At 70.9% G+C, this 18,203-nt stretch carries 16 protein-coding genes and 1 tRNA gene; 11 read left to right on the top strand and 6 right to left on the bottom strand.

Features of this window, described 5'->3' with window-relative positions; translation table 11 throughout:
* From VZQ01_RS18005 to VZQ01_RS17985, 5 genes are all read right to left on the bottom strand, one after another.
* Entirely contained in the window at positions 1 to 408 is a 408-nt protein-coding gene (locus VZQ01_RS18005; RefSeq protein ID WP_426748470.1) for an ExbD/TolR family protein, read from the bottom strand.
* On the bottom strand, positions 392 to 1,144 hold the full coding sequence (locus VZQ01_RS18000; protein ID WP_223782151.1) for a MotA/TolQ/ExbB proton channel family protein: 753 nt from the start codon (positions 1,142 to 1,144) through the stop codon (positions 392 to 394). The genes VZQ01_RS18005 and VZQ01_RS18000 overlap by 17 nt, the downstream gene beginning before the upstream one ends.
* A gap of 44 nt (positions 1,145 to 1,188) precedes the next feature.
* Positions 1,189 to 1,965: an energy transducer TonB gene (locus VZQ01_RS17995; RefSeq protein ID WP_305070718.1), complete on the bottom strand. Its 777-nt coding sequence runs from the start codon at positions 1,963 to 1,965 to the stop codon at positions 1,189 to 1,191.
* 82 nt (positions 1,966 to 2,047) lie between these two features.
* A complete protein-coding gene (locus tag VZQ01_RS17990; RefSeq protein WP_426748469.1) occupies positions 2,048 to 3,310 on the bottom strand; it encodes a glycosyltransferase family 87 protein in 1,263 nt (420 codons plus the stop codon).
* A gap of 431 nt (positions 3,311 to 3,741) precedes the next feature.
* Complete coding sequence (locus VZQ01_RS17985; RefSeq protein ID WP_223751850.1) at positions 3,742 to 5,133, bottom strand: dihydrolipoyl dehydrogenase family protein; 1,392 nt, start codon at positions 5,131 to 5,133, stop codon at positions 3,742 to 3,744.
* Between the two features lie 570 nt (positions 5,134 to 5,703).
* Between VZQ01_RS17985 and VZQ01_RS17980 the strand changes: the two genes are divergently transcribed.
* From VZQ01_RS17980 to VZQ01_RS17950, 7 genes are all read left to right on the top strand, one after another.
* Positions 5,704 to 6,093, top strand: coding sequence for a ribosome-binding factor A (locus tag VZQ01_RS17980; protein ID WP_223751849.1), 390 nt, complete (start codon positions 5,704 to 5,706; stop codon positions 6,091 to 6,093).
* Complete coding sequence (locus VZQ01_RS17975) at positions 6,090 to 7,247, top strand: RtcB family protein (RefSeq protein ID WP_426748468.1); 1,158 nt, start codon at positions 6,090 to 6,092, stop codon at positions 7,245 to 7,247. Before VZQ01_RS17980 ends, VZQ01_RS17975 begins: the two co-directional genes overlap by 4 nt.
* Positions 7,248 to 7,457: 210 nt before the next feature.
* A tRNA-Gln gene (locus VZQ01_RS17970) sits at positions 7,458 to 7,528 on the top strand.
* Positions 7,529 to 7,594: 66 nt separating this feature from the next.
* The gene (locus tag VZQ01_RS17965; protein ID WP_046710478.1) at positions 7,595 to 8,122 is read left to right on the top strand and encodes a non-proteolytic archaemetzincin-like protein; all 528 of its coding nucleotides are present in this window, start codon (positions 7,595 to 7,597) and stop codon (positions 8,120 to 8,122) included.
* Between the two features lie 119 nt (positions 8,123 to 8,241).
* On the top strand, positions 8,242 to 9,219 hold the full coding sequence (locus VZQ01_RS17960; RefSeq protein ID WP_223751847.1) for a TolB family protein: 978 nt from the start codon (positions 8,242 to 8,244) through the stop codon (positions 9,217 to 9,219).
* 64 nt (positions 9,220 to 9,283) lie between these two features.
* Entirely contained in the window at positions 9,284 to 9,742 is a 459-nt protein-coding gene (locus VZQ01_RS17955) for an ankyrin repeat domain-containing protein (RefSeq protein ID WP_267698464.1), read from the top strand.
* 145 nt (positions 9,743 to 9,887) lie between these two features.
* Positions 9,888 to 10,442, top strand: coding sequence for a DUF2378 family protein (locus tag VZQ01_RS17950; protein WP_426748467.1), 555 nt, complete (start codon positions 9,888 to 9,890; stop codon positions 10,440 to 10,442).
* 84 nt (positions 10,443 to 10,526) lie between these two features.
* Here the strand turns inward: VZQ01_RS17950 and VZQ01_RS17945 are convergent, their stop codons facing one another.
* Complete coding sequence (locus tag VZQ01_RS17945) at positions 10,527 to 12,737, bottom strand: (Fe-S)-binding protein (protein ID WP_426748466.1); 2,211 nt, start codon at positions 12,735 to 12,737, stop codon at positions 10,527 to 10,529.
* 573 nt (positions 12,738 to 13,310) lie between these two features.
* Between VZQ01_RS17945 and VZQ01_RS17940 the strand changes: the two genes are divergently transcribed.
* From VZQ01_RS17940 to VZQ01_RS17925, 4 genes are all read left to right on the top strand, one after another.
* Complete coding sequence (locus tag VZQ01_RS17940) at positions 13,311 to 13,475, top strand: hypothetical protein (RefSeq protein WP_170300443.1); 165 nt, start codon at positions 13,311 to 13,313, stop codon at positions 13,473 to 13,475.
* A gap of 321 nt (positions 13,476 to 13,796) precedes the next feature.
* Positions 13,797 to 15,050 carry a vWA domain-containing protein gene (locus VZQ01_RS17935; protein WP_141331093.1) on the top strand — a complete coding sequence of 418 codons (1,254 nt, stop codon included), beginning with the start codon at positions 13,797 to 13,799 and terminating at the stop codon, positions 15,048 to 15,050.
* A 183-nt stretch (positions 15,051 to 15,233) separates the two neighbouring features.
* On the top strand, positions 15,234 to 17,537 hold the full coding sequence (locus tag VZQ01_RS17930; protein ID WP_426748465.1) for a protein-disulfide reductase DsbD family protein: 2,304 nt from the start codon (positions 15,234 to 15,236) through the stop codon (positions 17,535 to 17,537).
* A gap of 55 nt (positions 17,538 to 17,592) precedes the next feature.
* A complete protein-coding gene (locus tag VZQ01_RS17925; RefSeq protein WP_223751842.1) occupies positions 17,593 to 18,174 on the top strand; it encodes a thioredoxin family protein in 582 nt (193 codons plus the stop codon).
* The last annotated feature ends 29 nt before the right edge of the window (positions 18,175 to 18,203 follow it).

Below are 18,203 nucleotides of genomic sequence, written 5' to 3'. Positions count from 1 at the left end.
CTACGGGCCCTTCTTCTCGACGACCTGGAGGTTGATGCCCGGAAAGCCCATCTCCTGCATGCTCTTGAAGAGCCCGCGCACCTCGGAGTAGCGCACGCCGCGGTCCGCCTTGAGCACCACGGGCGAGTCCGGCTTCTTCTCGCGCAGCGCCTTGAGCTCCACGATGAGCGCGTCCTTCTTGAGCTCCTTGCGGTCCAGGTAGAAGAACCCGTTGGTGGCCAGGCTCACCGTGGTGGGCTCCAGCTCCTTGTTCTCCTTGTCCGGGTTCGTGGCGGCGGGCAGCTCCACGGACGCGCCCGACTCGATCTGCGGCGTCACCACCATGAAGATGATGAGGAGGACGAGCACCACGTCGACCAGCGGCGTGACGTTCATCTCCGGGGTGAGGCTGCTACGCCGGGCGGACATCGAGCCCCTCCCGGCGCGCCACCGTCTCCGGGCCCGTGGCCACGGCGCCGTTGTTGGCGCCCGGGCGCTTGTCCGTGGACATGTCCTCCAGGTGGTCCATCAGCTCGCTGCGCGCCGCATCCAGCGACAGCTGGAGCGAGTCCGCGCGCGTCGACAGGAAGTTGAACATCAGCACCGCGGGGATGGCGACGAGCAGGCCCAGCGCCGTGACGACGAGCGCCTCGGCGATACCCGCGGACACCGCGCCCAGGCCGCCGGAGCCCTCCTTGGCGATGCCGGAGAAGGCCTCGATGATGCCGACCACCGTGCCGAGCAGCCCGACGAACGGCGCCACCGAGCCCACCGTGGCGAGCACGGACATCCCGCGCCGCACGTCCGCGCTGACGCGCTCGTTGATGCGCACCAGCTCGCGGCGGGTGAGCTCCACCGGGCCCAGCTTGCCCGCGGGCAGCTTGGACTTGGCGAGGAAGGTCTTCATGCCACCGCCGAGCAGCATCGCCAGGTGGCTGCCCTTGGTGCCCTCCGCCTCCTTCACCAGCGCCTCGTGCTGCTGCTGCAGGAGGAGCTGGCCGGCGCGGGCGGCGAAGACGCGCGACCTGCTGCGCGAGCGGAAGAACACGAACAGACGCTCGAAGAACACCGCCAGGGACGCGACGGCGAAGAGCATCAGCGTCCAGGCGATGCCCAGGGCGAACACGCCCATGTGGTTGTAGATGTCCCGAAGATTGAAGTTCATGACGAGGTGCTCCTGGGGGGCAGGTGCGGGGTGAGACAGACGACCTACGACTTGAGACGGAAAGGAACCTTGAAGATGCGGAAGACCGCCGTGGGGCGGCCCTCGACGACGGCGGGCTTGAAGCGCCACGTGCGCACCGCGGACATCGCCGCGCTGGCGAACGGCTCGTCACCGCGCATGACCTTGAGCTGGGTGACGCGGCCATCCACCTCGACGACGCCCTTGAGGATGACCATGCCCTCCTGACCGCGTGAGCGCGCGTCGGAGGGGTATTCGGGGATGAGGTTGGACTCGAGCGGCTCGGGCGGCGTGGCCGACTCGGGCAGGTTGATGGGGGCCGCGCGGCCGCCACCTCCCGCGAGTCCCGTGCCCGTGCCCGTGCCACCCACCACGCCGCCGGGCACCAGCGCGCCCGTGCCTCCGACGGCGATGGGCGCGGCGGCCACGGTCTCCGTGGCGGCCTCGGGCGGCTTCTCGAGCGGCACCGCCTGCGGCGCGACGATGGCGGCGGGCGCGACGAGCGGAGCGGCGGGAGGGGGCGCCTTGGCCACGGCGGGCGGCGCGGCCTTGGGCGGCAGCTTGGCCTTGGGCGGCGGCGCGGGAGGCGGGGGCGGAGGCGGCTTCACCTCGACGACGGGAGGCGGGGGCGGACGGAAGACGACGTCCGTGCCCTTCTTCTCCTGGATGACCTCACGGACCTTGTCGGCGGCGGAGACCACCACGACGCCGATGAGCACGAAGACGGCGACGGACGCCGAAGTGGAGAGCGCGAACCTTCGCGCCGAGGCGACATCGGAGGCGCTGTCGAACGTTTCGAACATGGCTGACGCGCATATAGCGACGCCATGTTTCAGGGGTGTCCGGACCCCGTGACACTTTCAGGCCAGGAAGATGACGGAAGCGTCACGACGCCCGCATGCCACGCAGGGTGCGCGGCAGACGGGCGAGAGTGTCACCGGGCGTCATGGCCGACAGCGAGCCCTGCTTGCGCACCTGCCACAGCGTGGCGATCAGCAACGCGGTGTAGATGAGGGCGAAGGGGCGCATCAGCATCACATGATGCGACCAGTCGAACCCCAGGCCCTTGTCGGAGAACACGGTGCCGATGAAGGCGATCACCGCGACCAGGGTGAGGTTGCCGCGCGCGCGCCCCTCGGTGGCCGCGCGCACCAGGGGCCACGCGAGCACGTAGTTGGCCCGCCACGCCAAAGGTGACAGGAGCGTCACGCCCAGGCAGCACAGGGCCAACAGGTCCGCGGGACCGGGCCGGGCCCACGCCACGCCCACCAGGAACACGGTGAGGGCGACCAGCTGCGCCAGGGTGATGGTGGCGCCGGGGGGCGTCTCGAGCGAGCCCGGGTAGAACAGGGAGATGAACAGCGTGGGCAGGCCCTGCGCGTTGGTGCTGAGCACCCAGGGCGGCGTGGTGCGCGCGAGCGTCTCGCTCCACAGCTGGAACTGGGCGAGCGTGCCGTCCCAGCCATAGCGCGCCAGGGTGGGCAGGCAGAGGAGCGCGCCGAACACGGCGGTGGCGCCGATGACCTTCCAGTGCCGGCGCCACAGGAAGAACAGGCCGATGAGGGCCGCGGGGGGCTTGAGCAGGAAGGCCACGGCGAAGGCCGCGCCGGGGCGCCACACCTGTCCGCGCTCGGCGCCCAGGGCCGAGACGACGACGAGCAGGAGCATGACGACGTCGACCTGGCCGTAGAACAGCTCGAAGGTGAAGGCGGGGAGCAGGGCGATGGTGGCGAGCGGGGGCCCCCAGGACCAGGGGGGCGCTTCGCCTGTGCCATGGGGGGCGCGGCGGGTGAGCCGGGCCACGGCGATGAGCGCGAGGATGGAGCCCACGTTCCACAGCGCCACGGCCATGCGCGAGGGCAGCAGGGAGAAGGGGATGAAGAGGGGCGCGGTGATGGGCGCGTACTTGAACGGCATGGTGCCGTCGGAGACGCGGTAGAGGTCGGTGCCCTCGATGAAGCGCTCGGCCGCGGTGAGGTAGACGCGGAAGTCCACGCCCCGGCGGGGGTGCTGGCCCACGGCGACGGCGGCGACGAGGAGCACGGCGAGCACCAGCCACCACAGCCAGCGGGCCCACCGGGTGGTGGTGTAGGTCGTCTGGCTGGAGGGCTCGCTGAGCGCACTCGCGGACTGGGACGAGGTCGTCACGGGGCCAGGCTCCGGGTCGGGTGGACGGGCCCATTCACGCGAGGTGAGGGCCATGGGCGGGGAAGGCCGTGGTGTCGGCACGGCCCCAGGGCATCGACGTTCATCGCGGGAATGAAGGGCGGGGGAGGTGTTCACCATTTCACGCCGGGGCCCTGCCCGGCAACGGCCTGTGCGTGGAGGAGGGGGCGGCTCCACGGACAGGGGCTCGTCTCCGGAACACGGTGTCCGGCGGTGTGGGCCTGGCGTGGAGGGAGGTGTTTCACTGACCTGGCGGCACATGAGCCTGGCCAGGGAGCGTGCGGGCGCTCGACGTCATGTCTCACGGGCGATGACGGCCCGCCCGCGCGGAGGGCGCGCGGGGGTGTTGTCTGGGATGGGTCGCCCGGACGCAAAGTCAGACATGCGTGCGGGCGACGACCGCCGTCGACACGCTACAGCCCGTACTCCTCGAGCAGCCGCAGCCACACCTCGCTCATGGTGGGGAACGACGGCACCGCGTGCCAGAGCGTGTCGAGCGACACCTCACCCGCGACGGCGATGGTGGCCGCGTGCAGCATCTCGCCCACCTCCGGGCCGGTGAAGGTCGCGCCCAGGACGACGCGCCGCTTCTCGTCCACCACCAGCTTCGCGGTGCCGCCCAGCTTCTCGCCGAGCAGCGACGTGCCCGACACCTTGCCCAAATCGTACTGCACCGTGCGCACGGGCAGCCCCTTCTCGCGGGCCTTCACCTCGGTGAGCCCCACGCTGGCCACCTGCGGGTGCGTGAAGATGACCTGCGGCGTGGCCTTCGTGTCGGCCCACGCGCTCGCCTTCTTTCCCGCGATGACGTCGCCCACCAGGCGCGCCTGGTACTTGCCCATGTGTGTCAGCAGGTTTCGCCCGTTCACGTCTCCGCAGGCATAGAGCCACCCTCCCTCCACGCCCTTCGCGCGAAGCTGGTCGTCCACCTGCACCGTCTCGCCGGGCTTCAGCCCCACCGTCTCCAGCCCCAGCTCGTCCGTGCGGGGCACGCGGCCCATGCCCACCAGGAGCGCGTCCGCGCGGAGCTCCTCGCCCGTCGACAGCTTCACCGTCACCTCGCCCTGTCCCCCAGGCCGGCTCACGTTCGTGACGGTGGCCCCCTTCACCACCTTCACGCCGTCCTCGCGCAGCGCATGCTCCACCTGCTCGCCCACGAAGGGCTCGAAGCGGGACAGGAGCGCCTTGCCACGCTCCACCAGCGTCACCTCCGCGCCGAGCGAGCGCCATGCCTGCGCCAGCTCCGCCGCGACCACGCCGCCGCCCAGCACCAACAGTCGCTGGGGCACCTGCTTCGCCGCCGTGCCCTCGCGGTTGTCCCAGGGCCGCGCCTCCTTCAGCCCCGGGATGTCCGGGATGCGAGGCCGGCTGCCGGTGGCCAGCACCACCGCGCGCTTCGCCTCCAGCTCGCGCACGCCGCCGTCCTTCGCCTCCACGCGCACCTTGCGCGGGCCCGCGAGCTTGCCGTGGCCACGCACCACCTTCAGCTTCGCGCCCTCCGCCCACTTCACCTGCGAGTCGTCCTTGTAGTAGCCGACCATCGCGTCGCGGTGCTCGAGCACCGCGCTGGCCACCAGCGGACCCTTGAGGGTCTCCCGCACGCCGGGCACCTGCTTCGCCAGCCACAGCGCGTCTGCCGGACGCAGCAGCGCCTTGCTCGGGATGCAGGCCCAGTACGAGCACTCACCGCCGAGCAGCTCGTGCTCCACCAGGGCCACCGACAACCCGGCCGCGGCGGCTCGCGCTCCCGCGTTCTCGCCCGTGGGCCCACCACCAATCACCACCACATCGAAGACTTCCGCCATGTGTTCGCCCTCGCGCTCCTGCTGCGTAGGCAGCAAGGTGCGGGTGGGCCAATCCCACCGGGGGCTCCTCGTCGGATGGTGGAAAGAGGCGATGGCCACCACCGGACATCCGCGCGGCGCCCTTGGGAGTCCCGCGCCGTGCGCTGTCCGCCAGGAGACGACGGCCCCGCCCCGCGAGGATGTCGAGCACCGCTGTCAGGACGGCGGCCACGTCCTCGTCCGCGTCCGCCGTGGAACGCGGGCAGGCGATGAGCGCCTCCTCGCGTGAGACGTGAACCCAGTCAGGTCCGTGGCGGATGCGTCCGTGCGCGGCGGGAGGTGTGCCATGGGGACTGCGCTCAACGGTGTCTCGGGTCGCTTCGCGTCGTGCGCCTCCCTCGGAGACTGAGCCCCGCTTCCTCGTCGGCCCTCGCGGCCAGGTGGGACGAAGCAGGCCGGTTCCCGGACGGGACGGCAGGGCGTGAAGCCATTGTCACCGTGCAATCCGGCGACGTGACACGGGTGTGCTCGGGAGCGTGAGCCCCGACACCTCGTCGCGCGTGGCCCGGCTGGGAATCCTTTCGTCCACTCATGTCTTCTTCCAGGAACCGTCGTTCCCGCGCGCCGCGTCGGCGTGAGGGTGCTTCATCGTCGTCCTCCGAAATCCTCTCCGCGCATCACCTGCGCGTGCAGTCCTCGCTGTCCCATGAGGTGGCGCACCTCTTCCGCTCGGAGCTGTCGGACCCTTGCTTCGAGGGACTCCAGCTCGCGTCGTTCGAGCTGACACCGGACGGTCGCCTCATCCACATCGGCTACACCCTCACGCCCGAATCCGAGGCCAGTCCTCGTGAAGTGCAGGACGCGCTGGCCAGGACCCACGGCTATCTGCGCTCGCTGCTCGCCGAGCACCTGAATCTCAAGCGCATCCCACGGCTGCGCTTCACGTTCATCGGTGTCACGGAGCAGGGAGGTGCGCGATGAGCCCGCGCGTCCTCCCCGCCGAGCCCGGGGGCGTGCCCATCCTCGCGTGGACGCGCCGTCTGCCACCGGGCGCGGAGGAGCAGCTGCGCCTCATCGCGTCCCAGCCCTATGTCGTCGAGCACGTGGCCGCGATGCCGGACCTCCACGTCGCGCGGCGCATCGCGGTGGGCTCCGTGTTCGCCACCGGGCATCACATCGTGCCCGGCGCGCTCGGAGGAGACCTGGGCTGCGGCGTGCGCGCGTACCGCTTCGCGTATCCCGCCGCGCTGCTCGGTCGAGACCTGCTGGAGTCGCTGCTCACGCGTCTGTCCCGGGTCATCCCGGTGGGAGACGCCACGCACCGGGGCAGGGGGCTCGCGCTGCCCGTCGAGCTGGAGTCACCCCCGCTCTCCACCCAGCGACTGGGCCGCGAGTGGGCGCGACTGGCGCCCCGGCACCTGGGCACGCTCGGCGGAGGCAACCACTTCGTCGAGCTGGACCGGGACGCGGGCGGCGACCTGTGGTTGCTCCTGCACTCCGGCTCGCGGGGCGTGGGCGCCACCATCGCCGACCACCACCTCCGCGTCGCCACGGCGCTCGGGGAGGGCACGCTGCCGGGCCTGAGCCTGCACACCCCCGAGGGCGCCGCGTGCCTCGCGGACACCCAATGGGCGTGCCGCTTCGCCCGTGCCAACCGCGACGTGCTCGCCGCCCGCGCGCTGGAGGTGCTGTCCGACGTGCTCGGCATCACCCCCGACGCCGACGCCACCGTGGACGTCCACCACAACCACGTGGCCCCGGAGGAGCACTTCGGCCGCACGCTCTGGGTCCACCGCAAGGGCGCGGTGGGCCTGGAGGCCGGACAGCGAGGCCTCATCCCCGGCTCCATGGGCACCGCCTCCTATGTGGTGGAGGGCCTGGGCGAGCCCCGCTCGTTCCGCTCCTGCTCCCACGGCGCCGGACGTGTCCTCTCCCGGACGGAGGCGCGGGCCCGCATCCGTCCCGCCGCCCTGGAGCACGCCCTGCGCCGCGTGGTGCATGACGCCGGGAAGGCCGACTCCCTGGTGGAGGAGGCCCCTGCCGCCTACCGGGACATCGCCGAGGTGCTCGAGGACGAGGCCGACCTCGTCACCCCGGTGCGCCGGCTGACGCCCATCGCCGTCCTCAAGGGCTGAAACACCCAGGAACGGGGCCCGGTGGCAGGCCAGCGCCGGGCTCCGCCGATACACCCGGAGCGATGTATTCACTCCAGGTGGAATTCAGCGCCCGAGGACGGCTCTTTCCGGGGTTGATCCACCTCCGCGTCGAACCTGACGTCAGAGTGGGTTCCCGAGGCCGTCCAGATGCCGTAGAATCGGCCGCCAGAAGTACACGTGCGAACCTGCTGGGGCGTCGTCTAATGGCAGGACATCAGACTTTGACTCTGAGTATCAAGGTTCGAATCCTTGCGCCCCAGTCAATCCGCTCCGGGGGGACGCGGTAGCCAGCGCGTCCGTCCGCGTGCATGAAGGACGGTGGCCCGATGCCGCAGAAGACACTCCTGCTGGTCTCCGTGGGAAGCCAGACCGCTTCCCTGTTGAAAGACCTCCAGGACCCGTTGGCGACCCAGATGGGGACCGCCTCGGTGGTGTCGAAGGTCGTCCTGACCACGCCCGCCTACGCCTTCAACAAGGACCGGTCGCAGTACCACTGCAACGCCATCATGAAGCGGCTCACGCCGATGATGGAGCCGGGGCAGCAGCTGGTGCTGGGGGTGACGGACGTGGACCTGTTCGTGCCGGACTCGCCGTTCGTCTTCGGAGAGGCGGACCGGGAGTCGCGCACGGCGGTGGTGAGCGTGTTCCGGCTGCGCCAGGGCGCGGACGGGGAGCACCTGCGACGGCGCATCCAGGTGGAGGCCATCCACCAGGCCGGTCACCTGCTCGGGCTGTCCTACTGTGAGGACCCCCGGTGCGTGATGTTCTTCGCGCAGACGCCGCAGGACTGCGACCGCAAGCAGCTCTCGCTCTGCAACCAGTGCCGCAACGAGCTCAACAAGCTCAACCGCTGAGGCCGCGGCCCCCGTGCCCGCCTGCCCGTGAATGCCGTCGGATGCGTTGACGTCCGACCCCGTGCGCCCTGTAGTGCGGGGCTCTGGACCGGGCCGGCTGACGTGGAGCAACGACTGTGATGACGGGCATGCGGGTTTTCGTCGGGGGCGTGTTGGCGGTGGGGCTGTTGGGCGGGTGCGAGGCGCTCGACGACGCGGGTGGCGGTGGTGGCATCGGCGACGTCGACTTCCGCCGGGGCTTCGCCTTCGTGCGGGAGGACGACCGCAACGTCTACGTGGTGGATGACGCGGGGGACCCCAACAGTCCGCAGCGGCTGACGAGCGCGGGCGGGGCGTACTGGCCCTCCGTGTCGCGGGATGGCCGCAGCGTCGTCTTCGTGACGCGCGCCACCAACGGTGCCACCGCCCTGCAGACGGTGCCCACCACGGGCGGCACGGTGGCCACGCTGTTCGGCGCCAACGACCCGGCGTGCGCGCGCGGCTGCTCCAACTTCCGCACGCCCACCTTCAGCCCGGACGGCCGCAGCGTCGTCTTCGTCTTCTCCCCGGGCAACAGCTCGCTGACGTCGCTGGGCCGGGTGAACACCGACGGCAGCGGCTTCCAGGAGCTCACCCCCAACACCACCATCGCCTACGGGGCGCCGTCGTTCGTGCCCAACGGCAGTGCGCTGGTGGCGCCCGCGGGCAGCGGCCTGCAGCAGCTCAACCAGGTGGCGTACGTGCCGCTGACGGGCGGCTCCATCATCTACACCTCGTCCCTGGGGGACGTCGTCGCGGTGGCCAACCGCGTCGTGGTGTCGCCGGACGGCACGCAGGTGGCGCTGGATGGACGCGGGGGCTCGGGCAGCGTGCGCACCTACGTGACGTCGCTGTCGAACGGGCGGCTGGGCGCGCTGCGGCGCGTGACGAGCTACGGCGGCGCGAGCGCCCAGGAGACGTGGCCCATGTGGACGGGCGTAAGCCAGGTGGGCTTCCTCTTCGCCGACTCGGCGGGCAGCGACCCGGGCATCTACCGCGCCACGGTGGCCGCGGCGCCGTCCAACTCCGTCACGCTCGCGGTGCCCAGCGCCGCCGAGCCCTCGTACGGCCCCCTGTAGTCCCCAGGGCGGGTGGCATCCGCGCCCCCAAAGGCGCGATGCTCGCGAGCACGGAGGCTTCCAGATGTCCCTCTTCGACGCCGTGCTCGCCAACGACAGCAGGTCCCTGAGCGCCCAGCTCGCCGCGGGCGCCGACCCCAACCCCTTCGATGACGAGGGGCTCACGCCGCTGATGGTCGCGGCGCGCGAGGGCCACTCGGAGCTGGTGGCGCTGCTGCTGGAGGCGGGCGGGGACCCCATCCTCACCAACGCCCTGGGCGAGACGGCCCTCGTGCTGGCCGCCACCTACGGCAACACGGACAGCGTCCGCCTGCTGTGGGACTCCGGCTCCCAGGCCGACCAGGACATGGCCCGCGCGCACCTGGCCACCGGACGGACGGGCACCATGGCGCCCACCCAACCCGAGGGGTTTCGTCACAAGCTCGCGTCGGCCAGCGCGTACGTGGCCGGCAAGCTGGGCGATGACGGCCCCACCGCGCGGCTGGAGCGGGCGCTGCGTTCGCAAAAGCAACGCAAGCCCTGAGCGCGCGTCGGCGCGGCGACAGTCGCGCCGTTCACCAGAGGCCACGCGCACCCGGACGCTGTCACCGACCCCGCCCGCGGGACATACGGTGGTCTGGAAGTGTGAAGCGAGACCCCGCGCGTCGGGTCCTCTATGGAGCGGCCACATGGAGACCCCTGAACCGAAGCTCGTCCAGGGCGGGACGGTCCACGGACTGTTCCAGATTGCGCTGAAGGACCGCCTCTCCGCCGCCGGCTGGGAGGCGCTTCGCGAGGCGGGCCTGGACCTGTCCAAGCCCCTGCTGCCCACCTATCCGCTGTCGCAGTGGCTGCGCTGGCAGCGCATCGTGCTCGCGGATGTGTGGCCGGACCTCCCGGAGGACGAGGCGTGGCGCCAGCTGGGCCACACCGTGATGCAGGGGCTGTTGGGCACGGTGTTGGGGCGGATGCTCGGCGTGGGGGTGCGCGCGCTGGGGCCCCAGTTCGTGCTGTTCCAGCTCAACCGAGGCTTTCGCGGCGCGGACAACTACGTGACGTCCCAGGTGAAGGCGAGCGCGCCGGGGCGCGTGGAGCTGTGGCTCAGCGACATCAACGAGCGGCCCACCTACTACGCGGGCGTGCTGGAGTCGGTGCTCACGCTCTCCGGCGCGCGAGGTCCCCGCGTCGCCATCCTCCACCGCGAGGGCCCCTCCTGCACGTACCTCCTGGAGTGGGAGCCCTGAGCCGTCCGTGGGGCGCTTGAAACGACGAAGGCCCGGGGCTCCTTGAAGGAAGCCTCCGGGCCCTCGCTCGAAGCGGTTGCGGCGCTACTCCGGCTTGGCGCTCAGCGTGGCGCCAGGGGTGACACCGCCGGCCGGGCCACCGCGCGTCTCCATGGCGTCGGCGACCAGCTCGGTGATGTCCTTGACCTTGATGTTCTCCTCGCGGCCGGTGTCGTTGACCGCGTCGCCGAGCATGGTGGAGCAGAAGGGACACGCGACGGCGACGATGCCCGTGCCGCCCTTCTCCTTGTAGTCACCCACCTGGCCGGGCTTCTTCTTGTCCGCGGCGTCCGGGAACGGCGTCGTGGGGTCCTCCGCGTGCTTGAGCGTCAGCGCCGCCTCGTTCAACCGGTTGTGGTTGATGCGCGTGCCGATGTGCTCCTCCATCCACATGCGGCCGCCACCGGCGCCACAGCAGAAGCCCTCGCGCTTGCTGCGCTGCATCTCCACCACTTCCAGGCCGGGGATGGCCTTGAGCACTTCGCGGGGCGCGTCGTACACGCCGTTGTGCCGGCCCAGGTAGCAGGGGTCGTGGTAGGTGAGCTTCGTGTTCATCACCGCGGAGAGCTTGATGCGCTTCTCACGCAACAGCTCGTTGATGAGCTCCGTGTGGTTGATGACGCGGTACTCGCCGCCGAACTCCGGGTACTCGTTCTTGATGGTGTTGAAGCAGTGCGGGCACTGGGTGATGACCGCCTTGACGCCCATCGAGTTCCACGACTCGACGTTCGTCTTCGCCATCGTCTGGTACAGGTACTCGTTGCCCATGCGGCGCGCGGAGTCGCCGTTGCACATCTCCTGCTTGGACAGCGTGGCGAAGCTCACGCCCGCCTCCCGCATGATTTTGACCAGCGAGCGGCTGACCTTCTTCTGCTTGTCGTCGTAGCTGCCCGCGCAGCCCACGAAGAACAGGTACTCGTACGGGCCGCCGTCGTCACCCCACGTGGGCAGCGCCAGGTCCTCGGCCCACTCGTCGCGCCGGTCCTGGCCCAGACCCCAGGGGTTGCCCTGGCGCTCGATGCCCTCGAACACGCGCTGGATTTCGGGCGGGAAGTCCGCCTTCACCTGCACCTGGTAGCGGCGCATGTCGATGAGGCGCGGCACGTTCTCGATGAAGACCGGACACGCCTGCTCGCACCAGCCGCAGCTGGTACAGGCCCACACCGTCTCCGACTTGAGCGCGCTGCCGACGATCTCCGGCAGGGCCTCCTTCACGTGGTTGGGGCCGTAGCCCTCCTCCACCCACTGCTCGTGGTCCCAGAGCCAGTGCTTCAGGTCCTGGTTGACGGCCTTGTGCGTGAGCGGCTTGCCCGTGATGTACGTGGGGCAGTGCGTCTGGCAGCGGCCGCACTCGGTGCAGGAGTACAGGTCCAGGCCCTGCTTCCACGTCAGGTCCGTCACCGTCGCCGCGCCGAACTCCTCCTTCTCGAGGTTGGGCGTGGACAGCTTCCCGGTGGAGTGCGTGCGCTGGAAGAAGACGTTGGGCAGGCCGGTGATGATGTGGAAGTGCTTGCCGATGGGCAGGAAGTTCAGGAACGCCAGGACGATGACCAGGTGGATCCAGAACCCCGCCACGCCCAGCACGTGCGCCGCGGTGGCGCCCAGCGGCATCATCAAGAGGCCCGTCAGGCTGGTGAACGGCTCCCACCACACCAGCGCGGACGGAGAGGCGGGCACCTGGGTGGCGCCCACCGGCACCTGCGCCGCGGCGTTCGCGGCCACCATGTGGCTGCCGCCGAACAGGAACTCGGACACCATCAGCCCGGAGATGAAGCCCAGGATGAGGTACGCCTCCCAGGACTGGGACATGCGGTCCGGCTTCACCTTCCAGCGCGTCCACACGTAGTAGCCGCAGCCCACCAGCGCGAGCGCCGCCACCACGTCCTTCACCAGCAGGTAGACGCGGTAGAGCATCCCCAGCCCGGCGTTCTCCAGCCAGAACGGGTGGCTCAGGTCGGTGAACAGCTCCAGCGCGCCCGACGAGAAGCCCATCGCGAACATCATGATGGTGCGCACCTGCAGCACCATGAACGCCGCGTAGATGAGCACGTGCATCAACCCGGGCGTGAACTCCTCCGGGTCCACCATGCGCTTCTGCCCGAGCCCGAAGAGCACGAGCCGCTTGATGCGCAGCGGGATGTTGTCGAGCCGCCCCTCCTTCTTCATCGCGAGCAGCACGCCCACGCGACCGGACATGGTCATCACGAAGATGGGGATGGCAATGGCGAGCAAAAGGCCGGTGATGATGGGGCTCATTGGGACTCGGGGGACCTCTCAGGGGATGTTGCGGTAGGCCCGTTGCCGCGATGCGGCAAAACTTGAGTGCCCGTCAACCCTAACAGGGGTGATTCTCGAATCAAGCATCGAGCGGGCGCCGTGTCCGGGACTGAAGCACGGCGCGGTGCCCTGGGCGAGCAAGCTGGCTCGCTACACCGATTTACCAACACCCGCACTCAGCGCTCACCCGCTTGAAAACGGCCGAGTGTTGACAGGTGTGTGCTTCCATCCGGCCAGGGTCGGCCCTACCTTGTACGATGGCTCCCTAGACTGTCCGCCACCGGATTTTGCCCCAACCCGCTGGATTTGTTGGGTTCGTGGCTGGTGGGCAGGCAGGGGAGCAGCGGAGCGAGGGAGGGCCCGAAACTTTGACGTCCCAAGGGCTTTACAACGCGAAGCGACATGGTCACCATGGCTAGTAAATCGGTCAACGAGTCGTAGCCGGGTACCGCATGGGGCGGGCCCACGAGGACCGAAAAAGGGGCGTCTGCGAGGAGGCGAGCCGGAAGGCCGTTCACCTCGTCGAGCGGAGCGCCCGTGGAGGAGCCGGACATGGTTCACGATGACACCACGTACATGGACGATGAGGGGCTGCCGTATGTGGACCTCGCGGAAGATGGCGAGTGCGAGAGCGTGACGCCCGTGGATGGCTCCGCAGGTGGCCGCAGGTGGGGCTACGCCGAGGAGTCGTGGGGTGGCTGGAACGCGGCGGAGTGACACGCGGCCCCCGCGGCTCGTGGACGCGCGGGGGCATTGCTGAGACGTCGGTCGGCTCGCGCGGTGGCCCCTTGCTGGTGGCTCCCGGGCCGGTGGGATTTCCCGGACAAGACTCGAATCGCGACGGCGTGTGTCGTGCTCCGCGTGGGGTGCGGACGGCCCCTCTTGCGTCCGGGGTGTGACTGCCGACATCCTCGACGGGCTGGCCTCACCCCCGCGAGGCGCCCCCTGAAGGTCCATGAGACTTCCGGCCTTGGCGGGCGCCGTCTGCCTGGGACGGTTCGCGGGCGGGACGGGTCGTGGGCTCGCACGGGAGCGCGGATGAAGCAGACGGCCTTGGCAGTGGAGCGGGACGCGGAGCACGGCCGGGAAGTGCTGCTGCTCGTCACGCTGGAGGCGGACGTCGACGCGCCTCGCGCCCCCGTGGCGGTGAACCTGGTGTTGGATCGCAGCGCCTCCATGCGCGGCATCCCCCTGCTCGCGGCGGTGCAGGCGGCGCAGGCGCTGGTGGAGCGCGCCAGCCCCCGTGACTACCTGGGCCTGCTCACCTTCGACGCGGAGCCGGAGCAGGTGCTGCCCGTGCGCGCGATGGACGCGCCCGCGAAGGCGGCGCTGCTCAAGGCGCTCTCCCGCCTGGAGTCCGGCGAGGGCACCGCGCTGCACGAGGCCGTGGAGCGGGGCGCGGACGCCGTGCGCCGCGTGCTCGTCCCCGGCGCGCGGCCCCAGGTGCTGCTGCTCACCGACGGCGAGCCGTCCGTCGGCGTGTCGAACCTCGCCGAGTTCAAGACGCTGGGCGCCCGCGTCGTCGAGTCCGGCGTCGTCCTCCACGCGCTGGGCCTGGGGCGCCACTACCTGCCCGACATCCTGGAGGCGCTCACCAGTCCGTCCGGCACGGGCTTCGTGCACGTGGACGACCCGGAGGGCTTGCCCGACGCGGTGGGCTCGCTGTCCGCGGAGCTGTTCGGCGAGGTGGGCTCGGACGCGCGCGTGTACGTGCTGCCCTCGGGCTTCCTGGAGCTGCGCTGCCGGCACCGCTATCCCGCGCGGGTGGAGGGGGACGCGATGAGCGCGTCCTTGGGCTCGGTGTCCCAGTCCTTCCCGCGCCGCGTGCTCTTCGCGGGACGTCCGGTGTCCACCGAGTGGAGCCTGGGTGTGACGACGTCCTTCGTGGAGGGCAGCGACACGCGCCGGGGGCCCGTGTCCGTCACGCGCGTGGACACCGACAGCGACCCGGGCCGCTTCGTGCGCGCGGTGTCCGCGGAGCTGGAGCTGGTGGCCGCCGAGGCCGCCGCCTGGAAGTCGCTGGGACGCAAGCAGCAGTCCGCCGCGGAGCAGGCGCTGGAGTCCGCGGACCTGGCCCTCTACAAGCTCGCGCGGCTGGGCGCGCCCGAGGTGCCCCCGCAGCGCCACCTGGAGCGGCTGGCGGACCTGCGCCGCATCGTCGAGCGTCGCGCGGCCCAGCCCCAGGCGCTGGTGATGCGCCGCGCGCACTCGGAGGCGTCCCGCATCACCCTGAGCCGCATCGGTCCGGCGCTGCCCCTGCCCGCCCTGGCGCCCTGGAAGTCGGAGGATTGAGGCTCGGCCGCCTGCCCCTCCCGGGTGGGCCGCCCCCGTGTTGGCGCTGGAATGTGTGCCTCGTTACCTCCCTGGACCACAGCCGGGCGCGGGGAATGTCCGCCCGCCTGGGAGGTTCTGGCACGGACGTGGTCCCCGCGCCGATGCTGGCGGGCCCGTCTCGGCTGGGTTAACGGGAGGCGCATGAAGCACTCGGTGTCCAAGAGGTTCGCCCTGGTGGGCGGTATCGGTCTGTGGCTGACGGCGGCGGTGGCGCACGCGGCGCTGCCTCCGTCCGCGGTGGCCACGGGCGCGCCCGACGAGGGCGACCCGCGCATCGAGGCGGCGCTGCTGGTGGACTCCACCCAGGTGAAGCCGGGCGACACCTTCCGCGTGGGGGTGCGCTTCCGGCTGGACCCGGGCTGGCATGTCTACTGGAAGAACCCGGGCGACTCCGGTCTGGAGACGGACATCGCGTGGGACACGCCCGGCTCCACCGTGGGCGCGCTCCAGTGGCCGTTCCCGAGCACCTTCCGCACCCCGGACGGCTTCATCACCACGCACGGCTACGAGGGGGAGGTGCTCCTGTTCGCGCAGGCGCGCGCCTCCGAGCAGGCCTCGGGCTCGCTCAACCTGTCGGCCGCGGTGAACGCGCTGGTGTGCGAGGTGCACTGCATCCCCGCGGACCTGATGCTCACGCGCTCCATCCCGGTGGGGCCCGCGACGGTGGCGGACACCGAGGCCGCGCCCACGTTCGACGCGGCGAAGGCGCAGGTCCCCCGCCCGACGAAGGACACGGGGCACAGCGCGGTGCTCGCGCTGGACGCGAAGGAGCTCACCGCGGGCAAGGAGTTCACCGGCACCGTCACGCTGACGGGCGGCGCTGGCGTAGCCGCGACGGAGAAGGACTTCTTCGTCCCCGAGCGCAACCCCGGCGTGGACAAGGTGACGCTCACGCAGACGGCCCCGGGCCGCTATGCGTTGAAGGGCAAGGCGGAGCCGGACGCGCCCGAGGTCGAGCCGCGCCTCAAGGGCGTGCTGCGGCTGGGGACGAAGGCCACGGGCTATCAGGCGCTCGAGGTGGACCTGGCCCTGGCGCCCTTCGTGGCCGCGGCGCCGGGCCTGGCGCCGACGGCGGTGGCGAAGGCGCCCTCCATCAAGGACTCGCTCGCGGCGGTGAAGCCGGTGACGAGCGCCGCGCCGGCCGCGCCCCAGGAGGCGTCCATGGGGCTGGGCATGGCGCTGTTGTTCGCGTTCCTCGGCGGCGCGCTGCTCAACCTGATGCCGTGTGTGTTCCCGGTGCTGGCGCTCAAGGCCTACGGCTTCACGCGCATGGTGCGCCAGGAGCAGGGCCGGGTGGGCGCGCACGCGGCGGCGTACGCGGGCGGAATCATCGCCAGCATGCTGGTGCTCGCGGGCGCGGTGCTGGCGGTGCGCGCGGGCGGGGCGGGCGTGGGCTGGGGCTTCCAGTTCCAGGAGCCGCTCTTCGTCGCGGCGGTGAGCGCGGTGCTGGTGGCGTTCGCGCTCAACCTCTTCGGAGTCTTCAACGTGGGCCTGGACGGCACGGCGCTCGCGGGCAAGGTGGACCAGAGCCACGGATTGCTTCACAGCGCGGGCGAGGGTGTGCTCGCGGTGGTGCTGGCCACGCCCTGCTCGGCGCCGCTGCTGGGCACGGCGGTGGGCTTCGCCTTCGCCGCGGGTCCGCTGACGGTGCTCGCGGTGTTCACCGCGCTGGGCCTGGGGCTCGCGCTGCCGTTCTGCCTGCTGGTGCTGGTGCCGGGGCTCGCGCAGAAGCTGCCGAAGCCGGGCGCGTGGATGGAGCGCTTCAAGCAGGTGCTGGGCTTCGCGCTGCTGGGCACCACGGTGTGGCTGGTGTGGGTGATGGGCGGGCTGGCTGGTGTGGACGGCATGGCGCGGCTGCTCGCGTTCCTCGTGGCGGTGGGCCTGGGCACGTGGGTGTATGGCCAGTCGCAGCTGCAGGAGGGCGGCAAGCGCTGGGCGTCGCTGGGCATCGCGGCGGTGGTGCTGGTGGGCTCGGGCGTGGCGGCGCTGCGCTTCGACGAGGCGGCGGCTCCGGCGGCGAAGGCGTCCTCCACCGTGGCGATGGCGCAGCCGTGGAGCGATGAGGCGGTGGCCTCCGCACTGGCGGCGGGGCAGCCGGTGTTCATCGACTTCACCGCGGACTGGTGTCTCACCTGCAAGTTCAACGAGCGCACGGTGCTGTCGCGCGAGGAGGTCCGCGCCGCGTTCACCGAGCACCAGGTGGCCTTCTTCGTGGCGGACTGGACGCGCCGCGACGCGCGCATCACCGCGCGGCTGGCGGACCATGGGCGCGCCGGTGTCCCCATGTACCTGGTGCTGAGCCCGAGCGCGCCGGACAAGCCGGAGGTGCTGCCGGAGCTGCTCACGGTGGACTCGGTGGTGGACTCGGTGAAGCGCGCGTCGGCGTGCTCGCCGCGTCCGGACGGCTCGAAGGTGTTGTGCGCCGCGCAGCTCCCGCGGCCTTGAGGCATCCGAAGTCATCCGCAGTCATGTGATGCAGTCCCCAACCTGGAGGAACGCCATGAAGCAGGTCTTCACCGCGCTCGCGCTCGGCTCGCTGTTCGTGGGCATGCCCGCCCTCGCGGATGCCGAGGTCGGCAAGCCCGCTCCCGCCTTCACGCTGAAGGACGAGGCCGGCAAGGAGCACTCGCTGTCGAAGTACAAGGGCAAGGTGGTGGTGCTGGAGTGGACCAACCCCGAGTGCCCCTTCGTGAAGCGCCACTACGAGGCGGACACGATGACCAAGACGCTCAAGGGCTTCGACGCCCAGAAGGTCGTGTGGCTGGCGGTGGACTCCACGGCGCACAACACGCCGGAGAAGTCCGCGGCCTGGAAGAAGACGGAGGGCTTCGCCTACCCGGTGCTCCAGGACGCGAGCGGCGCCACGGGCAAGGCGTACGGCGCCAAGACAACGCCGCACATGTACATCATCGACACCGAGGGCGTGGTCCGCTACGCGGGCGCCATCGATGATGACCCGCGCGGCAAGAACGACAAGAAGGTCAACCACGTGCAGACCGCCGTGGACGCGGTGCTCAATGGCAAGCCCGTGCCCGCGGCCACCACCACGCCCTACGGCTGCTCGGTGAAGTACAAGAGCTGAAGACGCTGGCCACCTGTGGTCCCCAGGGT

The sequence above is a fragment of the Myxococcus faecalis genome (assembly GCF_050039385.1).
Lineage (GTDB): Bacteria > Myxococcota > Myxococcia > Myxococcales > Myxococcaceae > Myxococcus > Myxococcus fulvus.
Note: the sequence above shows the minus strand (reverse complement) of the source record. Positions and strands in the feature narration are given on the sequence as shown.

Bases quoted from the DNA above. Each gene is read 5' to 3' on its own strand.
- VZQ01_RS18005 (WP_426748470.1), bottom strand. From the start codon at position 408: ATGTCCGCCCGGCGTAGCAGCCTCACCCCGGAGATGAACGTCACGCCG.
- VZQ01_RS18000 (WP_223782151.1), bottom strand. From the start codon at position 1,144: ATGAACTTCAATCTTCGGGACATCTACAACCACATGGGCGTGTTCGCC.
- VZQ01_RS17995 (WP_305070718.1), bottom strand. From the start codon at position 1,965: ATGTTCGAAACGTTCGACAGCGCCTCCGATGTCGCCTCGGCGCGAAGG.
- VZQ01_RS17985 (WP_223751850.1), bottom strand. From the start codon at position 5,133: ATGGCGGAAGTCTTCGATGTGGTGGTGATTGGTGGTGGGCCCACGGGC.
- VZQ01_RS17980 (WP_223751849.1), top strand. From the start codon at position 5,704: ATGTCTTCTTCCAGGAACCGTCGTTCCCGCGCGCCGCGTCGGCGTGAG.
- VZQ01_RS17975 (WP_426748468.1), top strand. From the start codon at position 6,090: ATGAGCCCGCGCGTCCTCCCCGCCGAGCCCGGGGGCGTGCCCATCCTC.
- VZQ01_RS17965 (WP_046710478.1), top strand. From the start codon at position 7,595: ATGCCGCAGAAGACACTCCTGCTGGTCTCCGTGGGAAGCCAGACCGCT.
- VZQ01_RS17960 (WP_223751847.1), top strand. From the start codon at position 8,242: ATGACGGGCATGCGGGTTTTCGTCGGGGGCGTGTTGGCGGTGGGGCTG.
- VZQ01_RS17955 (WP_267698464.1), top strand. From the start codon at position 9,284: ATGTCCCTCTTCGACGCCGTGCTCGCCAACGACAGCAGGTCCCTGAGC.
- VZQ01_RS17950 (WP_426748467.1), top strand. From the start codon at position 9,888: ATGGAGACCCCTGAACCGAAGCTCGTCCAGGGCGGGACGGTCCACGGA.
- VZQ01_RS17945 (WP_426748466.1), bottom strand. From the start codon at position 12,737: ATGAGCCCCATCATCACCGGCCTTTTGCTCGCCATTGCCATCCCCATC.
- VZQ01_RS17940 (WP_170300443.1), top strand. From the start codon at position 13,311: ATGGTTCACGATGACACCACGTACATGGACGATGAGGGGCTGCCGTAT.
- VZQ01_RS17935 (WP_141331093.1), top strand. From the start codon at position 13,797: ATGAAGCAGACGGCCTTGGCAGTGGAGCGGGACGCGGAGCACGGCCGG.
- VZQ01_RS17930 (WP_426748465.1), top strand. From the start codon at position 15,234: ATGAAGCACTCGGTGTCCAAGAGGTTCGCCCTGGTGGGCGGTATCGGT.
- VZQ01_RS17925 (WP_223751842.1), top strand. From the start codon at position 17,593: ATGAAGCAGGTCTTCACCGCGCTCGCGCTCGGCTCGCTGTTCGTGGGC.